Source organism: Streptomyces sp. NBC_00878, assembly GCF_026341515.1.
GTDB lineage: Bacteria > Actinomycetota > Actinomycetes > Streptomycetales > Streptomycetaceae > Streptomyces.
This window is the reverse complement of sequence record NZ_JAPEOK010000001.1, coordinates 1,474,658-1,493,341: the sequence shown is the minus strand read 5'-3', so window position 1 is coordinate 1,493,341 and position 18,684 is coordinate 1,474,658. Positions and strand designations below refer to the sequence as shown.

12 protein-coding genes are annotated in these 18,684 nt (G+C 70.2%); 7 read left to right on the top strand and 5 right to left on the bottom strand.

Translation table 11 applies throughout. The features are described from left to right. Positions 1–330: 330 nt before the first annotated feature. Positions 331–3,480 (bottom strand): AfsR/SARP family transcriptional regulator, encoded by a 3,150-nt coding sequence (locus OHA11_RS05980; RefSeq protein ID WP_266492708.1) that lies wholly within the window; start codon positions 3,478–3,480, stop codon positions 331–333. A gap of 199 nt (positions 3,481–3,679) precedes the next feature. Here OHA11_RS05980 and OHA11_RS05975 point away from each other — a divergent pair, with 199 nt between their 5' ends. Continuing rightward, on the top strand, positions 3,680–5,764 hold the full coding sequence (locus OHA11_RS05975; RefSeq protein ID WP_266492705.1) for an NB-ARC domain-containing protein: 2,085 nt from the start codon (positions 3,680–3,682) through the stop codon (positions 5,762–5,764). Positions 5,765–6,075: 311 nt separating this feature from the next. Here OHA11_RS05975 and OHA11_RS05970 read toward each other — a convergent pair whose 3' ends face one another. Both OHA11_RS05970 and OHA11_RS05965 read right to left on the bottom strand, forming a co-directional pair. Then, positions 6,076–7,302, bottom strand: coding sequence for a hypothetical protein (locus OHA11_RS05970; protein WP_266492702.1), 1,227 nt, complete (start codon positions 7,300–7,302; stop codon positions 6,076–6,078). 135 nt (positions 7,303–7,437) lie between these two features. After that, positions 7,438–8,658: a serine hydrolase gene (locus OHA11_RS05965; protein WP_266492699.1), complete on the bottom strand. Its 1,221-nt coding sequence runs from the start codon at positions 8,656–8,658 to the stop codon at positions 7,438–7,440. A gap of 588 nt (positions 8,659–9,246) precedes the next feature. Between OHA11_RS05965 and tgmA the strand changes: the two genes are divergently transcribed. Then, positions 9,247–9,438 (top strand): putative ATP-grasp-modified RiPP, encoded by a 192-nt coding sequence (tgmA, locus tag OHA11_RS05960; protein ID WP_033325990.1) that lies wholly within the window; start codon positions 9,247–9,249, stop codon positions 9,436–9,438. 15 nt (positions 9,439–9,453) lie between these two features. Beyond that, positions 9,454–10,443, top strand: coding sequence for an ATP-grasp ribosomal peptide maturase (tgmB, locus tag OHA11_RS05955; protein ID WP_266492694.1), 990 nt, complete (start codon positions 9,454–9,456; stop codon positions 10,441–10,443). Positions 10,444–10,647: 204 nt separating this feature from the next. On the opposite strand, the gene OHA11_RS05950 is transcribed toward tgmB, so the two are convergent. Together OHA11_RS05950 and OHA11_RS05945 are read right to left on the bottom strand one after the other, a co-directional pair. Beyond that, on the bottom strand, positions 10,648–12,585 hold the full coding sequence (locus OHA11_RS05950) for a phosphatase PAP2 family protein (RefSeq protein WP_266492691.1): 1,938 nt from the start codon (positions 12,583–12,585) through the stop codon (positions 10,648–10,650). 144 nt (positions 12,586–12,729) lie between these two features. Continuing rightward, on the bottom strand, positions 12,730–13,668 hold the full coding sequence (locus OHA11_RS05945; RefSeq protein ID WP_266492689.1) for an N-acetylglucosamine kinase: 939 nt from the start codon (positions 13,666–13,668) through the stop codon (positions 12,730–12,732). A 260-nt stretch (positions 13,669–13,928) separates the two neighbouring features. Between OHA11_RS05945 and OHA11_RS05940 the strand changes: the two genes are divergently transcribed. From OHA11_RS05940 to OHA11_RS05925, 4 genes are all read left to right on the top strand, one after another. Continuing rightward, the gene (locus tag OHA11_RS05940) at positions 13,929–15,050 is read left to right on the top strand and encodes an ROK family protein (RefSeq protein ID WP_266492686.1); all 1,122 of its coding nucleotides are present in this window, start codon (positions 13,929–13,931) and stop codon (positions 15,048–15,050) included. Positions 15,051–15,314: 264 nt separating this feature from the next. Continuing rightward, the gene (locus OHA11_RS05935) at positions 15,315–16,646 is read left to right on the top strand and encodes an ABC transporter substrate-binding protein (protein ID WP_266492683.1); all 1,332 of its coding nucleotides are present in this window, start codon (positions 15,315–15,317) and stop codon (positions 16,644–16,646) included. Positions 16,647–16,784: 138 nt separating this feature from the next. Continuing rightward, positions 16,785–17,762: a carbohydrate ABC transporter permease gene (locus tag OHA11_RS05930; RefSeq protein WP_266492681.1), complete on the top strand. Its 978-nt coding sequence runs from the start codon at positions 16,785–16,787 to the stop codon at positions 17,760–17,762. Between the two features lie 33 nt (positions 17,763–17,795). Further along, positions 17,796–18,683, top strand: coding sequence for a carbohydrate ABC transporter permease (locus OHA11_RS05925; RefSeq protein WP_266492678.1), 888 nt, complete (start codon positions 17,796–17,798; stop codon positions 18,681–18,683). Position 18,684: the final 1 nt, after the last annotated feature.

Here is an 18,684-nt window from a genome sequence, read left to right as displayed (position 1 = left end):
TGGTGGGGGCGGCGGAGGGCCGCCCCCGTGCGGTGGATCAGGCGATCGCGGACTGTCCCACAACGGCGGTCGTGGGTATGCAGGAGTCCGTACCTGAGATCAGAAGGAACGATCCGCCGACATTTGCGAAAGCAATGATCGACAGGATGGTCAGCGTCAGGAGTGCCATCCGGGGAGTGCTGTACACGTTGTTCCTTGGGTCGTCGTGATGTTGACGACCCATGGTCTATCACGTCGATCGGGGTCAGGGGGAGGGTGTGGACGATTGATGCGCGTAGATCGTCGATCAAGGCCCGGGATGGCTAGTCGATGCGTTACGATCGCAATCGATCACCTTCGATCGGCCGGGTTCGAATTTGATCGATGGAGGCGCAGCTCCGCCAGGCACTCCTCCGCCAGCCCCTCCTCCTCGGGCACGTGGATACGTCGGGCGGAGTCGCGTGCCGACTCCAGATGACGTACGGCGGCATCCAGGTGGCCGAGAGTGAACTCGCACCTGCCGAGGAGGCGTTCGGCCTGAATCTCCTCAAGGGCCGCGCCGATGCTCCGGGAGAGCGTGAGGGCCTGCTGGAGATGTGTGACGGCGTGTTCCGTCTCCGACGCGTCCTGGTAGACATGTCCGAGGCGGGTGAGCGTGATCGCCTCGTTCTTCCGATCGCCCAGCTCGCGGAAGACGGGCAGCGCCGCGCGGTACATGGTGAGCGCGGTGTGGGAGTCCCCGGACGACGCGAGGATTTCCGCGAGGTTGATCTGCAGGGTCGCCTTGTCCGACCGGTTACCCGTCCGTTCGGCGATCTGTAGCGAACTCTCCAGTGTCCGTCGTGCGAGTTTGGGATTTCCCATGTGGAGGTACAGGGTCCCGAGATTGTTCAGCGTCTTGGCCAGCATGCGCTGGTCGTCCGCGGCACGGAAGCCGGTGATCGCGTCCTGGAAGTACGAGAGGGCGATGTCGTGTTCGCCCAGGTAGAGCAGGCATATCGCGATGTTGTTCTGGCAGCGTGCCTGGCGCCACTGGTCGCCGGCGCGGGCGCAGAGGGCCAGGGACTCCTTCTGGAGTTCCAGCGCGCGCTGGTTCTGGCCCATGTGCCAATGGAGGATGCCCAGTTCGCGAAGCGCCTCCGCCTCGGCGTCCCGGTCGTGCACGACCCTGGCGAGCCGCAGCGCGTCGTCCGCGGTCCGCTCGGCCTGGGCGTACTGCCCCGTCGCCATGTGCGCCGTACTGAGGTCGAGCAGGGCACGGCACAGCCCGGCCTCGTGCCCGCTCCGGCGCCAGAACTCGACGGCCGCGCCATGGAGCCGTACCGAATCCGTCCAGTAGCACTCGCTGTCGAGGAAGCCCGCCAGGACATGACTGAGCAGGGCGGCCTGCGCATGAGGGCCGTGCGTCCTGAGGTGCTCCTCGGTGCTCAGCAGGTTGACCCGCTCGGTGACCAGCCAGGCAAGGGCTTCCGAGGCGTCCGCCGGGGCGTGGAGCCGTACGGGGCCCGCGGAGTCAGGCGGCGTCGGGCCCGGTCCGGCAGCCAGCGCATTCGGCAGGTCCAGCCGGATGCGCCGCGGGTGCAGCAGGCGGTCGCAGTGGTCCGCGGTACGGAGGTAGTGGCCCACCAGCCGCAGTCGCGCGGCCTCGCGCCGCTCCTCGGGATCCTGGCCGGCGCACAACAACTGCGCGTACTCACCCAGCAGGTCGTGGAACTGGAACCGGTTCGGAACCGGCTCCAGCAGCAGATGGCACTGGAGCAGTGACTCCAGCAGCCGCTCCGTCTCGGCGACGGGACGCCCGAGCAGCGTGGCCGCCGCCGAGAGGCCGAACTCCGGCCCCACATGCAGACTGAGCAGCCGGAAGGTCGCCCGTTCCGCTGACGTGAGCGTCTGGTAGGAGACCTCGAACGCGCGCGTGATCTCCGAGTAGCCGTCACGAATTTCGGCCAGCCGCCCGTCGGATCGCGAGAGCCGTTCCCGCAGCACGGCGAGGTTCCAGGAAGGGTGTGCGGTGAGACGGTTGGCGGCTATCTCTATCGCGAGCGGTAAGTATCCGCAGAGACGTACGATCTCGGTGATTTCCACCGCGTCGTCCGCGCGCGACAAGTCCTGCGTGTCCTTCGTGTCTCCAGCTCTTTCGAGTCCTGCGAACTCTCGGAACAGTTCGGCCGCGTCGTCCGCGGGCAGCACGTCAAGCGCCAGCGAACGCCCGCTCGCCAGTCCGACCAATCGGCGACGGCTCGTGATGAGCGTGAAGCATGCGCTCGCGCCCGGCAGCAGGGGGCGTACCTGTTCGGGCCCCGCCGCGTCGTCGAGAATGATCAGAGCGCGCCGGTGACCCAGTGCCTTGCGCCAGAGAGCGGCCCGTTCGTCGACGTCCGCGGGAATGGACTGCGGGGGTACCTCCAGCATGCGCAACAGCGTGGCGAGCGCGGCTCCCGGTTCCAGCGGATCCTGGCCCGGAGAGTGGGCCCGTAGATTGAGATAGAGGTGGTGGTCAGGGAACCGGTCGCCGAACTCGTGTGCCGCGCGAATGGCCAGCGCGGACTTTCCCACACCCGCCATCCCCGAGATGGACTCCAACGTGACGACCGAGCCGTTCTCCGACGCGGTGTCCATGGCCGCGCGGATCCGCCCTATCTCGTCGCGGCGGCCGACAAGAGCGGCCTGGCGGGGGAGATGCCCCGGCACCTGACTCACGTCGGCCCGGGGCTTCGTCGTGGGGACGGTCTGTCCGGTGAGTTCGCGCACCGGGGCCCGGCCGAGGATGTGCCGGTGGATACGCACGAGTTCCTCGCCGGGATCGGTGCCGAAGTCGCTACGGAGGATCCTGCGGACCCGCTGGTAGAGGAGAAGCGCCTCCGCGTGCCGGCCGCTGCCGTAGTGAGCGATCATCAACTGGCCCGCCAGCGCCTCGTCGCCCGGATACTGGTCCACGAGGGACGACAACTCACCGGCCATCTCCGCGAACCGGCCCAGCCGCAACTCCATGGCGATGCGCATGGTGACGACGCCTCGCCGCTTCTCCGCCAGACTCGTACGGACGCGCTCGGGCCACAGCCCGGGCAGCCCGGCGAGCGGCTCCTCCCACAGTCCCTCGGCCTCCCGCATCAGCTCCGCACCCCGTACGTCGTCACCCCCGGCCGAGACCGCCCCTGCCCGCTCGGCGAGTCGTCGGTACCGGTGCCAGTCGACCGTGTCGGGCTCGGCGACCAAGGTGTACGTGTGTGTGCGATGCGCGATGGACGGTACCGGCAGCCGCGGTTCCGCGGACGCCGCCGTCCGGATCGCCCGCCTGATCCTGGAAATGTACGTGTGAACGCCCTCCCGGGCCCTGGGCGGCGGATTCTCCCAGAGCCGGTCGACCAGCGTGTCCAGCGCGATGGGGCGACCGACCTCCAGAGCGAGAGAGGCCATGATCAGCCGCTGCTTGTCGGACCCGAGACCGAGCCGGCCCTCCTGGAATACGAGGCCGACGGGGCCGAGCACATGGATCTCCACCAGCGTTTCCTCTCGCCGGCACCCGTTCCTGGACTGCACAGAATGACACCGGGGTACCAGGGACACCAGACATCTCTCGAACTGTCGGCCGAATCCTTGTCCTTATCGCGTCCCTCTGGCGGGTAGGTCACTCTTCGATCCGTGTAAGCGACACATGCCCGTGCCGCGTGTCTGCTCGGATTCGACTACGGGGGCGAGCGTGAGCGGTCACACCAACAGGATCAGCGGCTCGGCACGACTGACCGGAGTCACCGTCCAGGCAGGTGATGTGCATGGTGGGATCCATGTCCATCAGCCGACGCCGGACGTACCCGTGCCCCGTCAACTGCTGCCCGCGCCACCGCACTTCACCGACCGTGAGAGCGATCTCGCGGCACTGCGGGAGCTCTCCGCGCACCGCACCGGCCTGGTCGTGGTGACGGGCGCCGCCGGAGTCGGCAAGACCTCGCTGGCCACCAGATGGCTCCGCACGTCCGGCGCCGACTTTCCCGACGGGCAGTTCTACGCGGACCTGCGCGGTCACACACTTGAGGACGCGGCATCGCCGAGCGAGGTACTCGGCCGGTTCCTGCGCGCCCTGTATCCCGGTCCGGTACCCGCCGACCTCGCCGAACAGGCCGCGCTGTGGCGCTCGCTCACCTCGGGCCTGCGGCTCGCCGTCATGCTCGACAACGTCTGTACCGCGGCGCAGGCGCGCCCTCTGCTGCCCGGTTCGGAGCACAGCCTCGTCGTGGTCACCAGTCGCCGACGGCTGACCGGCCTGCGCATCGACGGGGCGGTCTTCCACTCGCTCGACGTGCTGCCGCCGCATGCCGCGGAGGAACTGCTGATCCGGGGCATCGGCAGGGACAGGGTGGAGGGCGACCCGGCGGCCGCGCGCCGCGTGGTGTCCCTGTGTGCGGGCTTGCCCCTGGCCGTCTGCGTGGCGTCGGCCCGTCTGGCCGCGCGGCCCCGGCAGTCTCTGCGCGCCATGGCCGACGCGCTGGCTCGGCCCGGAGACCGACTGGCCCTGCTCACGGTGGACGGAGAAACAGCGGTGCGCGGAGCGCTCGACGACTCCTACGAAGCCCTGCCGGCCCCGGCGGCCCGGCTCTACCGGCGACTGGGGCACCTGCCCCTGCCCGAACTGGACGGCAGGATCGCCGCCTCGGCCGGCGGACACACGCTCCACGAGGCGGACGAACTGCTCAACGTCCTCGTGGAGGCCAATCTGCTCCAGGACCCGGGCCCGGACAGCTACAGATTCCACGATCTGATCCGCCTCCATGCCCGGCAACGCGGTACCGAGGACGAGGCGGACGACACCGTCCGCCGGGTGGCCGACTGGTATCTCGCCACGGCGACGGAGGCCGAGAAGCTGATCACTCCCGCCCAGTTCACGCTGGACCGGGACCACGTCCATCAGCCGTACCTGGCGGTGCCGTTCACGGACGAGACCGGCGCGCTGAGCTGGCTGGACCGGCACCGGGTGAACCTCATGACCGTGCTGCGCACGGCCGAGGACCGCCGCTGGCACACCCTCGTGTGGCAACTGGCCGACGCCATGTGGCCGTTGTTCCTCAAGCTCCGCTACTACGACCTGTGGATCGAGGCGCACGAGCGAGGGCTCACCGCCGCCCGGCTCGCCGGCCATGCCGCGGCGGAACGCCAGATGCTCAACTCCGGTGCCATCGGCCTGAGTGCCGCCCGCCGCATCGACCAGGCGATCGCCTGGTACGGCGCGTCACGCGAGGCCGCCCGGCTGGCCGGTGACCGCAGGGACGAGGGCCAGGCCCTGCTCGGCATCGGCGCGGCCCACTACGAGGCCGGACGGCTCACGGAGGCGGTCCCGTACCTGGACCGGGCCATCACCGCGTGGAAGGAGACGGGCTACTCCCGCGGCACCGGCCTGGCCCGCATCGTGCTCGGCGAGATCGCCCTCGCCGCGGGCGATCCCCCGCTCGCCGTACGGCACTTCGACCGCGCCCACGCCACACTCGCGGCAGTACCGGATCCGCACGACACGGCCCGTGCGCTGGCCTTCCTGGGCCGCGCACGCGCCGCTGCGGGAGAGCACGCGTCCGGTACGGCTCAACTTCTCAGCGCGTTAGGGACGTTCGAGCACTCCGGGTCGGTCCACTGGCGGGCCCGCACCCTTGAAATGCTCGGGCAGACAGCACAGGACAGCGGCCGCGCGGATACCGCGCGCGACTACTACCTGCGCTCCCTCGCCCTGTGCGCGCCGATCAGTGTCGAGGACGCCGGCCGGCTCAGGGAACGCCTCGACAGCCTGCCCGCCGGGTGAACACAGGAACCGGCCCGATGCGTACCGGGTGCACCGGGCGTACCGGACGGCCGCGGAAACCGAACCGGGCAGATCCAGGGGCGAGCCGGCCCTCCGCGCGACCGCCACCCAGCCACCGTCGACGAGTGGCAGCAGGACCAGTGCGCAACCCGGGTGGGAGACCAGCAGCTCCAACGCCTCCACCGTCGCGTCCCCGACATCCCGTCGCGGGCGATGGCCATGGAGGACGTCCGCGAGATCCGTGCGACTCTCGGCACGGTCGACGTCGGCGGCCAGACAGGCCCCGGACCAGACGTGACCCGGCCGAGCCCTCACGCCGACACCCCCCTCCCGGCGCCGGACCAGACCTGGCGCGGATCCGGCACTGGGAGGAGGGACGTCACCGGATCGTGTGCGGGCTGCCCCAGACCGAGCAGCCGGTAGAGCAGTGCCCTCATGTTCCGGTTGAACCGCCCCGGTTCGGACGTGATCCGCGCCGCGATGGCCTCGTACGCGGGCCTGCGGTACTCGGCGGCCGCGTACGCGAACTGCTCGGACAGGGTGTGGAACGGCGAGAGTGCCGGGGCCAGCATCGCCAGTTCCGCAGCGGGCGAGGCGGGGTTGATCTCCTGGTCCGCGGTCGCCGCGAGCAGAATCGGAGCCCGGGTCAGCGTCCCGTACAAGGTCACCGAACCGTGGTCGCCGATGATCAGGTCCGCCGCGCACAGCACCGACCGCCAGTCCATGTCCGGCGGTACGACCCCGAGGCCCCGTTCCGCCCACGAGGCGAGCCACGCCCGGACCTGCCGGGAACCGTGCCCCGACCACACATTGGGATGGACGAGTACGACGAGTCTCTGCGCGGTACCGCGTGCCTCGTCCATCAGACGGGGCAGCAGCATCTCGAACCGGGCGAACACCGAATCCGGGCCCCAGGTGGAGGTCACGGCGATGAGTTCTCGTCCCTCGTCGAGCCCGAGCGCCCGGCGGTAGACGTCCCGCACGGGAAGGCTGGCCGCGATGCGGTCGCGTACGGGATCACCCACCATACGGGCTGCCCCGAGCGCCTCCGGGCAGGTCCGCGCCAGCTCACCGAGGTCGTCCTCGTGCGCGAGGACCACCGCGGCGGGCACTCTCCCGCCGAGCAGCACGTCCTCCCGCCTGAGTCCCAGAACCTGGCAGTCCGCGGCTCCGACGAGGCGCTTCAGGAAGTTCGCCCCGTGCGGCAGGAGCACCACCTGGGCGCGTACCTCCTCCATGGCGCGTGGCCCCGCCGCGAGGGCCAGGTCGAAGTCCATGCGCACGGCCTCCTCCCAAGGCAGCACTGCGCTGCCCGACCGGCGCAGGAACCGAGCGGCCCCGTCGCCGAGTTCGTGCGGCGGAACCGTGAACACCACCTGGACCCGCAGGTCCGACTCCAGCAACGAGACCACGTCGAGGAGCCTCTTCCCGTAGGTCACGGTGTGCGCGACCACCAGGACGGTCTTGCGTCCGGTCAGCGTCAGCCACTGACGGACAGGGGGCCTCCCGGACCCCGTGGACGTACTGAATGCCGACATGACATCCCCCGTGTCGTACAGCCGATTTCGTCGGGGGACGTCCTTCCCGCCCGGCTGGACGGTGTCCTTGCCGGGCGCTTGCAGATTCCTTGCTTTCGAGGTCCGGGAGCGGGGGCTGTCCTGTGAGCGACCGGCTCAGCCGCCGAGCGGCTCGTGCACGAACCCCTTCAGCTCGTGGAAGGACAGCATCCCCGCAGGCCGCAGCTGCGCCATGAACTGCACGGTCAGATCGTTGCGAGGGTCGACCCAGAACGTCGTACCGCCCGCGCCGCTCCAGCCGTACGACCCCTCGCTCTCCGGGGACTGAGTGCGGTCCGCGTCCACCACGACCGAGACGCCGAGGCCGAAGCCGAGGCCCGCGTTGCCCGGCTGTCCGTGGATGGGCTTGCTGCCGAAGACGTGGAGGTCGGCGGGGAGGTGGTTGGCGGCCATGGTGTCCACGGCCTTGGGGGACAGCAGCCGGGCGCCGTCGAGTTCGCCGCGCCGGCGGAGGAACTCCATGAAGCGGTGGTAGTCGCGGGCCGTCCCCACCAGCCCGCCGGTGCCGGAGAGCAGGCGCGGGCGCTCGCGCACCGGCGGGCCCGGGATCGGGGCGATCCTGCCGTCCTGGCCCTCCTCGTAGAGGACGGCCAGCCGGTCCGCCCGCTCTCCGGAGACCCAGAAGCCGGTGTCCGTCATCCCGAGCGGCGCGAAGATCCGCTCGGTGAGGAACGCGTCCAGCGGACGGCCCGTCACCACCTCGATGAGCCGTCCGATCACATTGGTCGCGACCGAGTAGTTCCACTCGGTACCCGGCTCGAACTGGAGCGGCAGACTCGCGTACACCTCGCAGGCCTCGGCGAGGTCCGCGTCCTTCGGCGCCTGGATCTCGACGCCCGCGGCCAGGTAGAGGCCGTCCACGGGGTGGGTGCGGTACGCGCCGAGGGTCAGACCCGCGGTGTGGGTCAGGAGGTGCCGGACCAGGATGGGGCCCTCGGCCGGGCGGGTCCTGATGTCGTCGCCCGTGCCGCTCTCGTAGACCTGGGGGTCGGCGAAGGCCGGAAGATGGCGGGAGACGGGGGTGTCGAGGTCGAGCAGGCCCTCCTCGTGCAGCATCAGCGCGGCGACGGACACCACCGGCTTGGTCATCGAGTAGAGCCGCCACACCGTGTCCGCCGTGACCGGAATGCCGGCCTCCCGGTCGCGCAGGCCGTACGACGTGAGATGCGCGACTCGGCCGTGACGAGCCACGGAAATGAGGTACCCGGGGAGCAGACCGTCGTCCACGCGGCGGGCGAAGAACCGGTCGAGACGGTCCAGCGCCACCGGGTCCAGACCGACCTCGGCCGGATCCACTTCTTGCTGCAACTGATCCATGGGCTGCCTCCGGTTGACGGTCGGAACGGGACAAAAATGGGTTGAAAACAGGCCGGAGCGGGACTTCAGTATGAGGCCGGCAGGGGCTCGGTGAGGGCTCCGTGAGGGGTCGGCAAGGGCTCCGCGGTGTGCCGGCGATGTGTCGGCGACGGGGCGGGGAGATCGGGAAGCGCTACGAGAGTAGCTGTGAGGGGGGTGTCCTCCGAATGAAATTTACGGCCCCGGCCGGACATGTACGACGACCCGTGGACCGGCGAGTTCAAGCGCTGCCGGCTCCCGGGCACGTCAAGGGCGTGCGGGGCGTTCGATGGACGAAGGTGTGCGCCAGTGCGCTGAACTGCGGCTCGACCCCGGATCCATAACCCCGGGGTGTGCGTCATAGGAGGCGAATGGGTGTCCTATGCACGGAGGATCGGCCCAGCCGGATCACGTCACGGACCGTATTGGTCCGATGACTACGCTGCGTGAGGCAACCATTCGCCTGTTCGATTCGTATATCTCCGTGGAAGCCCTGCAAACCTGTCAGGCGACGTGACGCCGGAGCGTCACGATCCGCTTCACCGGGTTCGCACCGAGCAAGGAGAACCGATGCGACCGTTCGCGCTCAACTACGCCCGTCCGGCCCAGCAGTTGGAGGTCAGCGTTCCGTATGCCTATGACTCCAGACTGCAGTTGAACGTGCTCCCTGACGGGCGGCTCGCCGCTCATGACTACGCCGTGTTGCGGGAGTTGGGGGCCACTACCTCCACGGCGGGCTCGAAGACCCACTTCGACGACTGAGGCCGGACCGCGACGATGACGGTTCTGATCCTGACGTGCGAACAGGATGTGACCGCGGACATGGTGGTGGCGGAGCTGGACGGGAGTGGCGTCCCGGTCGTCCGCCTCGACCCCGCGGACCTGCCGGGCCCGGTGGCCCTGTCGGGGGAGTACGTGCACGGCGCCTTCCGCGGACACCTGTCCGTCGGCGGCCGGCTGGTGAGCATGAACGGGCTGCGGTCGGTCTGGGTCCGCAGGCCCGGCGTGCCCGCGAGCCGGGTCGCCGAGCCCTCGGACTGGCTGAGCGAGGAGTCCGCGCAGGCGCTCTACGGCATGCTGCGTTCCACCGGCGCGCGCTGGATGAACCACCCCGACGCGGCTCGCCGGGCCCGCCACAAGCCCTGGCAGCTCCACCTCGCCCAGCGCAGCCGCCTTCCCGTACCCGCCACCCTGATCACCACGTTCCCGCAGGCCGCCCGCGACTTCGCGGAGCGCTTCCCGGATCTGGTGGTCAAGCCCGTGTCGGGCGCGCACCCGCAGGAGCCGCCCAGAGCGGTGCCCACCAGCCGGGTCGCGCCCGACACGGACTTCGCGGCCGTCGCCTACGGCCCGACCCTGCTCCAACGGCGGGTGGCCAAGCGGGCCGACATCAGACTGACCTGTGTCGGCGACCGGATCCACGCCGCCCGCAAGGCGGTCGACCCGGTCGCCGACCCCGACGAGGTGGACGTACGGTTCGCCACCTCCGACGCGCCGTGGCGCCCCGCCGACGTACCGTCGTGCGTCGCCGCCGGCGTGGTCACCTATCTCCGGGAGGCCGAACTGGCCTACGGCGCTTTCGACTTCGCCGAGGACGCCGACGGCATGTGGTGGTTCCTGGAGTGCAACCAGTCCGGCCAGTTCGGATTCGTCCAGATCGATTCGGGCCAGCCCATCGCACGCACGGTCGCCGACTGGCTGGCGGCCCCGGTCCCGAGGACCACACCGTCCAACGGGGAAAGGGCGTGGTTGGTGGAGGGCCACTGACGCACGTCGGCGCCGGGTCGGGCCCCGGCGCCGACGCGCCCTTCAGGGGCGCGGGGCTGTGACGTTTTGCGGCTCCTCCCCCCACTCTCGGCTTCGCTCGAGCGGGGGGACCCCCATCGTGGGCGCGACCAGCCCCCACTGACCGGCAGACACATCACCGCGCTCCCAGCGGAGCGTGATCGCGGAGCGCTCCGCCGGCAGCGGTTACGCGAGCCGCACGGACAGCCCCCGCGCCGTGAACACCGGCTCGGCATGAAACCCGTCCACAGTGACGCTTCCGAACCGCCCCCGCAGAGCCCGGTTCTCGATCACGGGCAGGACGGCACCCCGCCTCGGACGGAGGGAGTCGTCGAGCCGTACGACGAGCTCGGCGCCCCGGTCGAGCAGCACCCGTCGGCTCACCTTCAGGGCGGGTACGCGACCCCCGCCGAGCGTGACGTCGAGCGTCGTACCGGACGCCTGGACGTACGAGCCCCCCACCCGCAGCGGCGAAGCAACCCGCAGCGCACCGCCGTTCACCCACACATCACCACAGCCGAGCGCGTCCGCCGAACCGGTCGCGAGGACCCCCTCCTCCACCGTGCTGCCGCCGGAGTAAGCGTTGTCGCCGGTGAGCGTCAGCGCGCCGGTGCCGAGCTTGACGAGCGCGCCCCGGCCACCGATGTCGTTGCGCCAGATGTCCGCGGCGCCGAAACCACCGGCCGCGGCATCCAGTGCGACGCGCACATCCGTGTCGAAGGCCCCGTACCCGTCGACGGCGGCGAAGAGGTTCAGCCGCCCCCACTGCTCGAAGCCGTCCAGCAGGACGTAACCGGCGGGCAGTGCGGTCGTCCGCAGCACCTCGCGCCGCTGGGCCGCCGTGAGGTACGGCAGACGTGTCTCCAGCAGGACCTCGGCACCCTTCGGCACGGTCATGCGGTGATCGTGCGCGTGCCCCTTGGGCAGGACGTACGTCAACCTGGGCCGCACCGCTGCCCAGTTGGCGGACCGGTCCGCGTACGGGTCGGTGTCGCGGCCCGCCGAGTGCGCGTACGCGTACAGGGTGTCCGCGGTCGTGCCGGTCCGCTCCTGGAAGTACGCGGAGGCCTGGGCGCGGGCCGCCGACTTGAGGTCGGCGTTCTTCGGGTCGGCGAGCGCCGCCGCCGCGAGGGCCGTGGCGAGGACCCGGCCGCCGACCACGTCCACGGTGTTGTGCATGCCCGCCACGATGCGGGTGTGGGCCAGCTCGGAGGCGCGGGCCACCAGTTCCTGGAACCGCTCGGGGACCGCGTACGCCATGGCCAGCGCCGCCAGATAGAAGGCGTTCGTGTGGCCGCTGCTGAAGCCGCCGTCGTCGGCCGGGTCGGAGCCCCGCTGCCGCAGCAGCTGCGGGACGACCACGACGTCCGACTCGTAGACGGGGAAGCCCAGTTCGTCGGTCCTCCCCGTGTCGACGACCTCGCTGTCCTCGTTCATGCGCCACGGACGCGGGTACTGGTAGGCGAGCTTGGAGGGGTTGCTCGACGCGAACGGGCCGCGCACCGTGTCGACCAGCTCGGCGACCTTGCCCAGGTCCGAGGTGTAGGAACCGGCGCCCAGCGCGGAGCCCGCGGGCGCGTCGGCCGGGAGCGTGTCGTTGATCTTGCCCGCCGGGATGCCGTCCGGCGCCGAGGTGATGCCGGTGACGGCCTTGGCCCCGCTCCGGTACAGGTCGGCGAGCGGCCCGAGGCCGGCGATCACCGCGTAACTCTGGTGCTGGCGGTCCTGGATGAAGGCCGTCCGCGCCTCGGCCTCCGTGCGGCGCCGGGTGACGCGCGCGCAGTACCGCATGTTGGCGCGCAGGGTCTCGGGCATGAGCGGGGTGCCGGTGTTCCAGGCCGTGCCCGTCTTCCAGATCCGCGCGAAGCCGTCGAGGATGTGCACGGCCGCGTTGGTCTCGGACGTGAGGTTCCCGATGACGTTCGTGGTGTACGAGTCCACGAAGGCGGTCGAGACGGTCGAGGCGGCCGACGCGTTCACGGAGGCCGAGGCCGTGGGCGCTGGCCAGGCCACCACCGCGGGGCCCGCGACCAGTCCGGCCGAGACACCCACGGACGTCCGCAGGAACACCCGCCGGTCGACACCGGATCTGTCACGAGGGGGACGGGATTGCGCACCGGGCATGAAGGTGCCTCTCCTTCTGGAGTTGCGACGGAAGGGATGAACGCGAAAGCGGCGAACGCGACTTGAACCCGTTGACTCACCCTGGAGTGGTCAACTCGGCGGTCCTGGAACCGGATCGGGCCCTCGGGCGGGCACGCACGGAACTCACAGCAGCGACCGCGCCAGCGCCACGGCGCCCGCCACCGGCGGTACGCGCAGCGGCCGGGGCCGCGCCGACGGCAGCGCTTCGGCGAGCGCGTCGGTGAACGCCCCGTACAGCGCGGGCTGGACGAGCACCGTGCTGCCCGCCACCACCACGTCGTCCACGGGAACACCGCGCCGGGCGAGCCGTACGACGAGCGACGCCAGCGCGCGGCCGCCGTCGGCGATCACCCGGCGGGCGAGCGGCGAACCGTCCTCGGCCGCCGCGAACACACTGGGCGCGTGCCGCCCCCACTCGGCGGACGGCTGGGCCGCGCTCTCCAACGCCGCGCCCAGCGCGGGGACTTCGGGAACGTCCAAGGCGGCGATCAGCCGGGCCGCGAGGGCATCCGGCGGATCGCCGCGGTCATGTGCCGCCCAGACGGCCCGCGCGGCCTCGCGTACGAGACCGGCCGAGCCGCCCTCGTCGCCGAGTACCGCGCCCCAGCCGCCGACCTGGATCGGGCCTCCGTCGGGCCGTCGTCCCACCGCGACCGAACCGGTGCCGGCGACGAGACCGACACCCTTGTCCAGGCCCGCGGCGGGCACGAGGAGTTCGGCGTCGCCCACGACGAGGCAGGGGACACCGAGAAGAGTATGGAGTGCGGAGCGGATCTCCTCGCACTGGCGAGGCGTCTCACAGGCGTGCCCGCCGACGGCCACCGCGGCCGGGCGGGTGTGCTGGGGCAACGCGTCGCCGATCAGCGCGGCCAGCCACGCGGCGGCGGACGCGGGATCGTGGGGCCGCCAGCCACTGCTCGAACGCACGTGATCGGCGCTCGTACGCACCTGATCGGCGACCGGACTCTGCCCGGGGCCGGGGTTTCCCCCGGCCTCGGCGCGGAGATGCGTCTTCGTGCCGCCCACGTCGATGCCGACGGCGATGGGCGTGGGGTCCTGCACGCAGCCTCTTTCGTCGTTGCGCGGTACCGCGCATGCGGAGCGAACGGCGGGCGAACCGTGGATCGGGCGGGGCGAGCGATGGTGTCTTCGGACGAGTTCTCGGGAAGCCCCGGGACGGGCCTCTGATGAACGCGGCAGGCGTGTACCGCGCGAGTTCGTTAGGAAGTTAACTAACGAAGTAGGGTGCGTCAAGGGGTACGGAATTCCGGTGCCGTACCACCATGGTGACCGGACCGCCGCGGCATGACCTGAGGGAGCGCATGAACCTGAGCGAGAGCGCCAGCGCGGTGTTCGCCGTACTGGCCGAGGCGGGCACGGCCACCCGCCCCCAACTGGCGGCCGGCGCACGTCTGTCCAAGCCGACCGTCTCCTCGGCCGTGGCCGAGCTGGAGACCGCCGAGCTCGCCACCCACTCCGGCACCGTCTCCGGCGGCACCGGCCGGTCCGCCGCGGTCTACGGGCTCGGGCCCGCCGCCGGTGCCGTGCTCGCCGTCGACCTCGGGCCCAGCCAGACCCGGGTGCGCGGCTGCGCCCTGGACGGCACCCTGCTCGCCCAGGGCACCGGCTCCCGGGCGGAGGCCGCCGACACCGTACGCAAGGCGCTGGACGCGCTGCCGGTGGGTGCCCCGCTGCGCGCCATCGTCGTCGCCGTCGGCGACGTCACCGCCCAGGACCGGGAGGGCGCCGGAATGCGCCCCGCGACCGCCAAGGCGGGACCGGTCTTCGATGCCGTGGCCGTCGCGCTGCCGCCGGGCGTGCCCGTCCACCTGGAGAACAACGTCAACTGCGCCGCGCTCGCCGAACTGCACGAGGGCGCCGCCAGAGGCCGAGACACCTTCGGCTATCTGCGGATCGGCGTGGGCATCGGCCTCGGCGTCGTCATCGGCGGCCAGGTGCTGCGCGGCGCGAACGGCGCCGCGGGAGAGGTGGCCCGGCTGCCCTACCCCTGGGACGACGGCCGCGAACCGCGCCAGGAGGCCCTGGAGGAGCGCATCGGCTCGCCCTCCCTCCTGCGCCGGGCCGAGGAGGCCTGGCAGGCCGCCGACGGCCCGTGCCCGCGTACCGCCGAGCGCCTCTTCGCGCTCGCCGAGGAGGGCCATGTCACGGCCCGCGCCGTGGTCGGCCGGCACGCGGCCGACGTGGGCCGGCTCGCCGCCGCCGTGGCCGCCGTACTGGACCCCGGACTGATCGTGCTGGGTGGCGGCACCGGAGCGTATCCGCAGCTCCTGCCCGGTGTACGGGCCGAGCTGGCCCGGCTGAGCTGGCCCACGGAAGTGGTCAGCAGCACGGTCGGCGACAGCGGCACCGTGGTGGGCGCGAGCCGTCTCGCCGTGGCCCGTGGACGTCAAACCGTGACCGGTGGTATGCGGGTCAAGCATTGACGGCCTGCGTGTAGGTCTGCCAATGTCCGGACAAGCGCTTTCCATGGCCGGCGGGACCCGGCCCTGGGTGAGGCGTCCCGCCGTACGCGACGTACGGCAGCCGTGCGAGGGCGCGTTCGTACGACTGCGGCCCCAAGGGCCGGGGATCCCTACCCGTCAGGCGATGCGGCCGGGTGAGGCCGCGCGCCGGAAGGCATACCCCAGGGAAGAGACCCGAGCCGCTCGGCGGCCAGGGGATTCGTCACGCACATCCAGGAGGACCCGGTGGGTCACCAGATCTCGCGCAGAACTCTGCTCCGGACCACGGGCGGTATCGCCGTCGCCGGCGCGCTCGGCAGCGCACTCAGCGCCTGCAGCGGAGGAACCGGAGCCGGCAGCACCAGCAGCGACCTGACCATGATTTGGTGGGGCAGCGACGACCGGCACGCGGCCTACAAGAAGGCACTGGCCACCTTCCAGAAGAAGAACTCGAAGATCAAGATCCGGGAGACCTACTCCGGCTACGACGGGTACTTCGACAAGTTCAACACCAACATCGCCGGCGGCAGTGCCCCGGACCTGCTGCAGATGGACACCGCCCTGGTCGCGCAGTACGCCCGCAAGGGCGTCCTCGCTCCGATCGACTCCTATGTCGGCAAGACCCTGGACCTCACCGGCTTCTCCAAGACGCTCCTCGCCGCCGGCACCGTCGACGGCAAGCTCTACGGCGTCCCTTCCGGTATCGGCGTCAACCAGCTCACGGTCAACCGCTCCGGCCTGGAGAAGCTGGGCCTGAAGCTGCCCGACCGCGAGTGGACCTGGGCCGACCTGAAGAAGATCGCCCAGGACGTCTACAAGAAGAGCGGCGGCAAGATCTACGGCGTCGACGACGGCGGCGGCTCCACCCTCCAGTGCTTCGAGGTCTTCGCCCGCGAGAAGGGCGAGACGTTCTTCTCCGACGACGGCAAGAAGCTCGGCTTCACCCCCGCCACGCTTCAGGAGTGGTGGGAGTTCTGGGCCGACATGCGCAAGGCCAACGCCTCCCCGCCGCCGGCCATCACCTCCGCCGCGCACAACGACCTCACCAAGAACGCGGTCGTCATAGGCAAGGCACTCTTCAGCTTCGACTCCGGCATCTACGGTGCGGGCGGCTCCATCACCGACGCGCAGCTGGACTTCCTGCCCACCCCGCAGGGCGACTGGTCCGGCGCCCGCGAAGGCAACTTCGTCAACGGCGGTGTCCTGCTGAGCGCCACCAAGGCCAGCAAGAAGGTCGCCGACTCCGTCAAGATCATGTCGTTCTTCGCGCAGGACGAGACGGCGATCAAGGACATGCAGCTGCTGCGCGGCATCCCGCCGACGGAGAAGGCCCGCAACCTGATCGCCTCGGGCCTGACCCCGACGGACAAGCTGAACGTGGAGAACGCCGACTACATCGCCCAGCGCGTCGGGAAGGCGACCAACGCCCTGCCCGCGCCGGTGCCCCCGCCGCAGGGCGCCGACCAGATCTGGGACCTGCTGTTCCAGTCGAACCTCGCCGTGGCCTTCGGCAAGAAGTCGATCAAGGCGCAGCTCGGCGAGTTCTTCGACCAGGCGGAAGGCGCGCTGGGGGGTTAGCTCCGCCGGGGGCGCGATGTTCGGCCGCGGGCCGTATGCGGCTGAGCGCGCAGTTCCCCGCGCCCCCCAGGGGGCGCGGGCACGCCGCCGAGTTGAGCAGCACGACCGAAAGACCGGGAGAGGGTCAGGGAGATGAGTATGACCACCGCGAAGACAGACGAGGTCGTCAAGGAGCAGGCTGCTCCCGCGACCCCGTCCGACCAGCGGGAGCGCGACCGTATGCGCCGCCGCCTCGCCAGACGGCGGGGCGGCGGCTGGTGGCCCTACGCCTTCCTGGCCCCCTGGTTCGTCGGCCTGTTCGGCCTGACGATCTACCCGATGCTGGACTCGCTGTATCTGTCCTTCACCAACTTCGACCTGCTGACGCCGGCGCAGTGGGTCGGCATGGACAACTACAGCAAGATGTTCGCCGACGACCCGGTCTTCTGGGACTCGGTGCACGCCACGCTGCTGTACGTCGTCGTCTCCGTACCGCTGAAGCTGGCGCTCGCGCTCGGTGTGGCGATGCTGCTCAACCGCGATCTGCGGGGCATCGGCCTGTACCGGGCCGCCTTCTATCTGCCGTCGCTGCTCGGCGGAGCGGTGGCCATCGCCATCGTCTGGCGGCAGGTCTTCGGCGGCGACGGCCTGTTCAACGACTTCCTCGCCTGGTTCGGCATCAAGGGCCAGGACTGGATCTCCAGCCCCGACACCGCGCTCTACACGCTGATCCTGCTGGCCGTCTGGCAGTTCGGCACCCCGATGGTCATCTTCCTCGCCGGTCTGAAGCAGCTGCCGAAGGACGTGTTCGAGGCGGCCGCGATCGACGGCGCCACGCCCGTCACCCGGTTCTTCAGGATCACGCTGCCGCTGCTGACCCCGATCGTCTTCTTCAACGTGGTCCTGCAGATCATCGACGCGTTCAAGACGTTCACGCCCGCCTTCGTCATCAGCAACGGCTCCGGCGGACCGCTCAACTCGACCATGCTGTACTCCCTCTACCTGTACAAGAAGGGCTTCACCGACCTCGAAATGGGATACGCCTCGGCGCTCGCCTGGGTGCTGTTCCTGGTCATCGCAGGCTTCACGGCGGTCAACTTCATCGCCAGCCGCTACTGGGTCCATTACGACGACTGACGACTGACGTCCGAGCGAGGAGTCCTTCCACCCATGTCCGCCATCACCCCGGCCCAGTCCACGAAGTCGCCGTTCCAGAAGCTGCGCTCCGCCACCGGCTCGCGCCGCGTCCTCATCCACACCGCGCTCATCGGCGTGGCGATCGTCATGCTCTATCCGCTGCTGTGGATGCTGAGCAGCTCGCTCAAGCCCGACACCGAGATCTTCACCCAGCCGGGGCTCATCCCGAGCTCGCTGCGCCCGGAGAACTACTCCGAGGGCTGGAGCGGCTCAGGCAACTCCTTCTCCCTCTACATCACCAACTCGCTGATCGTCACGATCGGCGCGGTGATCGGAAACGTGATCTCCTGCTCGCTGGCCGCCTACGCCTTCGCGCGCTTCGAGTTCCGCGGCAAGAAGATCTGGTTCGGCCTGATGCTCGGCACGCTGATGCTGCCCACCCAGGCCGTGCTGATCCCGCAGTACACGATCTTCTACAACCTGACCTGGATCAACACGTTCCTGCCGCTGATCGTGCCGAAGTTCCTCGCGGTGGACGCCTTCTTCATCTTCCTGATGGTCCAGTTCATCCGCTCCATCCCGCGCGAGCTGGACCAGGCGGCCATGATGGACGGCGCCAACCCCTTCCAGATCTACTGGAAGATCATCCTGCCGCTGATGAAGCCGGCCCTGATCACCACCACGATCTTCACCTTCATCTGGACGTACGACGACTTCCTGCACCAGCTCGTCTACCTCCAGCAGAACGACAAGTTCACCGTCCCCCTCGGTCTGACCCTGTTCCTCGACCAGACCAGCGGCTCCTCGTACGGTGCGATGTTCGCCATGTCGACACTCGCCCTCCTGCCCACGCTCATCTGCTTCCTCATCTTCCAGAAGAGGCTTGTGGAAGGCCTGGCGACCTCGGGTATGAAGGGCTGAT

Excerpts from the sequence above, each read along its gene's own strand:
- OHA11_RS05925 (WP_266492678.1), top strand. The coding sequence starts at position 17,796 with ATGTCCGCCATCACCCCGGCCCAGTCCACGAAGTCGCCGTTCCAGAAG.
- OHA11_RS05950 (WP_266492691.1), bottom strand. The coding sequence starts at position 12,585 with ATGCCCGGTGCGCAATCCCGTCCCCCTCGTGACAGATCCGGTGTCGAC.
- OHA11_RS05940 (WP_266492686.1), top strand. The coding sequence starts at position 13,929 with ATGAACCTGAGCGAGAGCGCCAGCGCGGTGTTCGCCGTACTGGCCGAG.
- tgmB (WP_266492694.1), top strand. The coding sequence starts at position 9,454 with ATGACGGTTCTGATCCTGACGTGCGAACAGGATGTGACCGCGGACATG.
- OHA11_RS05970 (WP_266492702.1), bottom strand. The coding sequence starts at position 7,302 with ATGTCGGCATTCAGTACGTCCACGGGGTCCGGGAGGCCCCCTGTCCGT.
- OHA11_RS05965 (WP_266492699.1), bottom strand. The coding sequence starts at position 8,658 with ATGGATCAGTTGCAGCAAGAAGTGGATCCGGCCGAGGTCGGTCTGGAC.
- OHA11_RS05930 (WP_266492681.1), top strand. The coding sequence starts at position 16,785 with ATGACCACCGCGAAGACAGACGAGGTCGTCAAGGAGCAGGCTGCTCCC.
- tgmA (WP_033325990.1), top strand. The coding sequence starts at position 9,247 with ATGCGACCGTTCGCGCTCAACTACGCCCGTCCGGCCCAGCAGTTGGAG.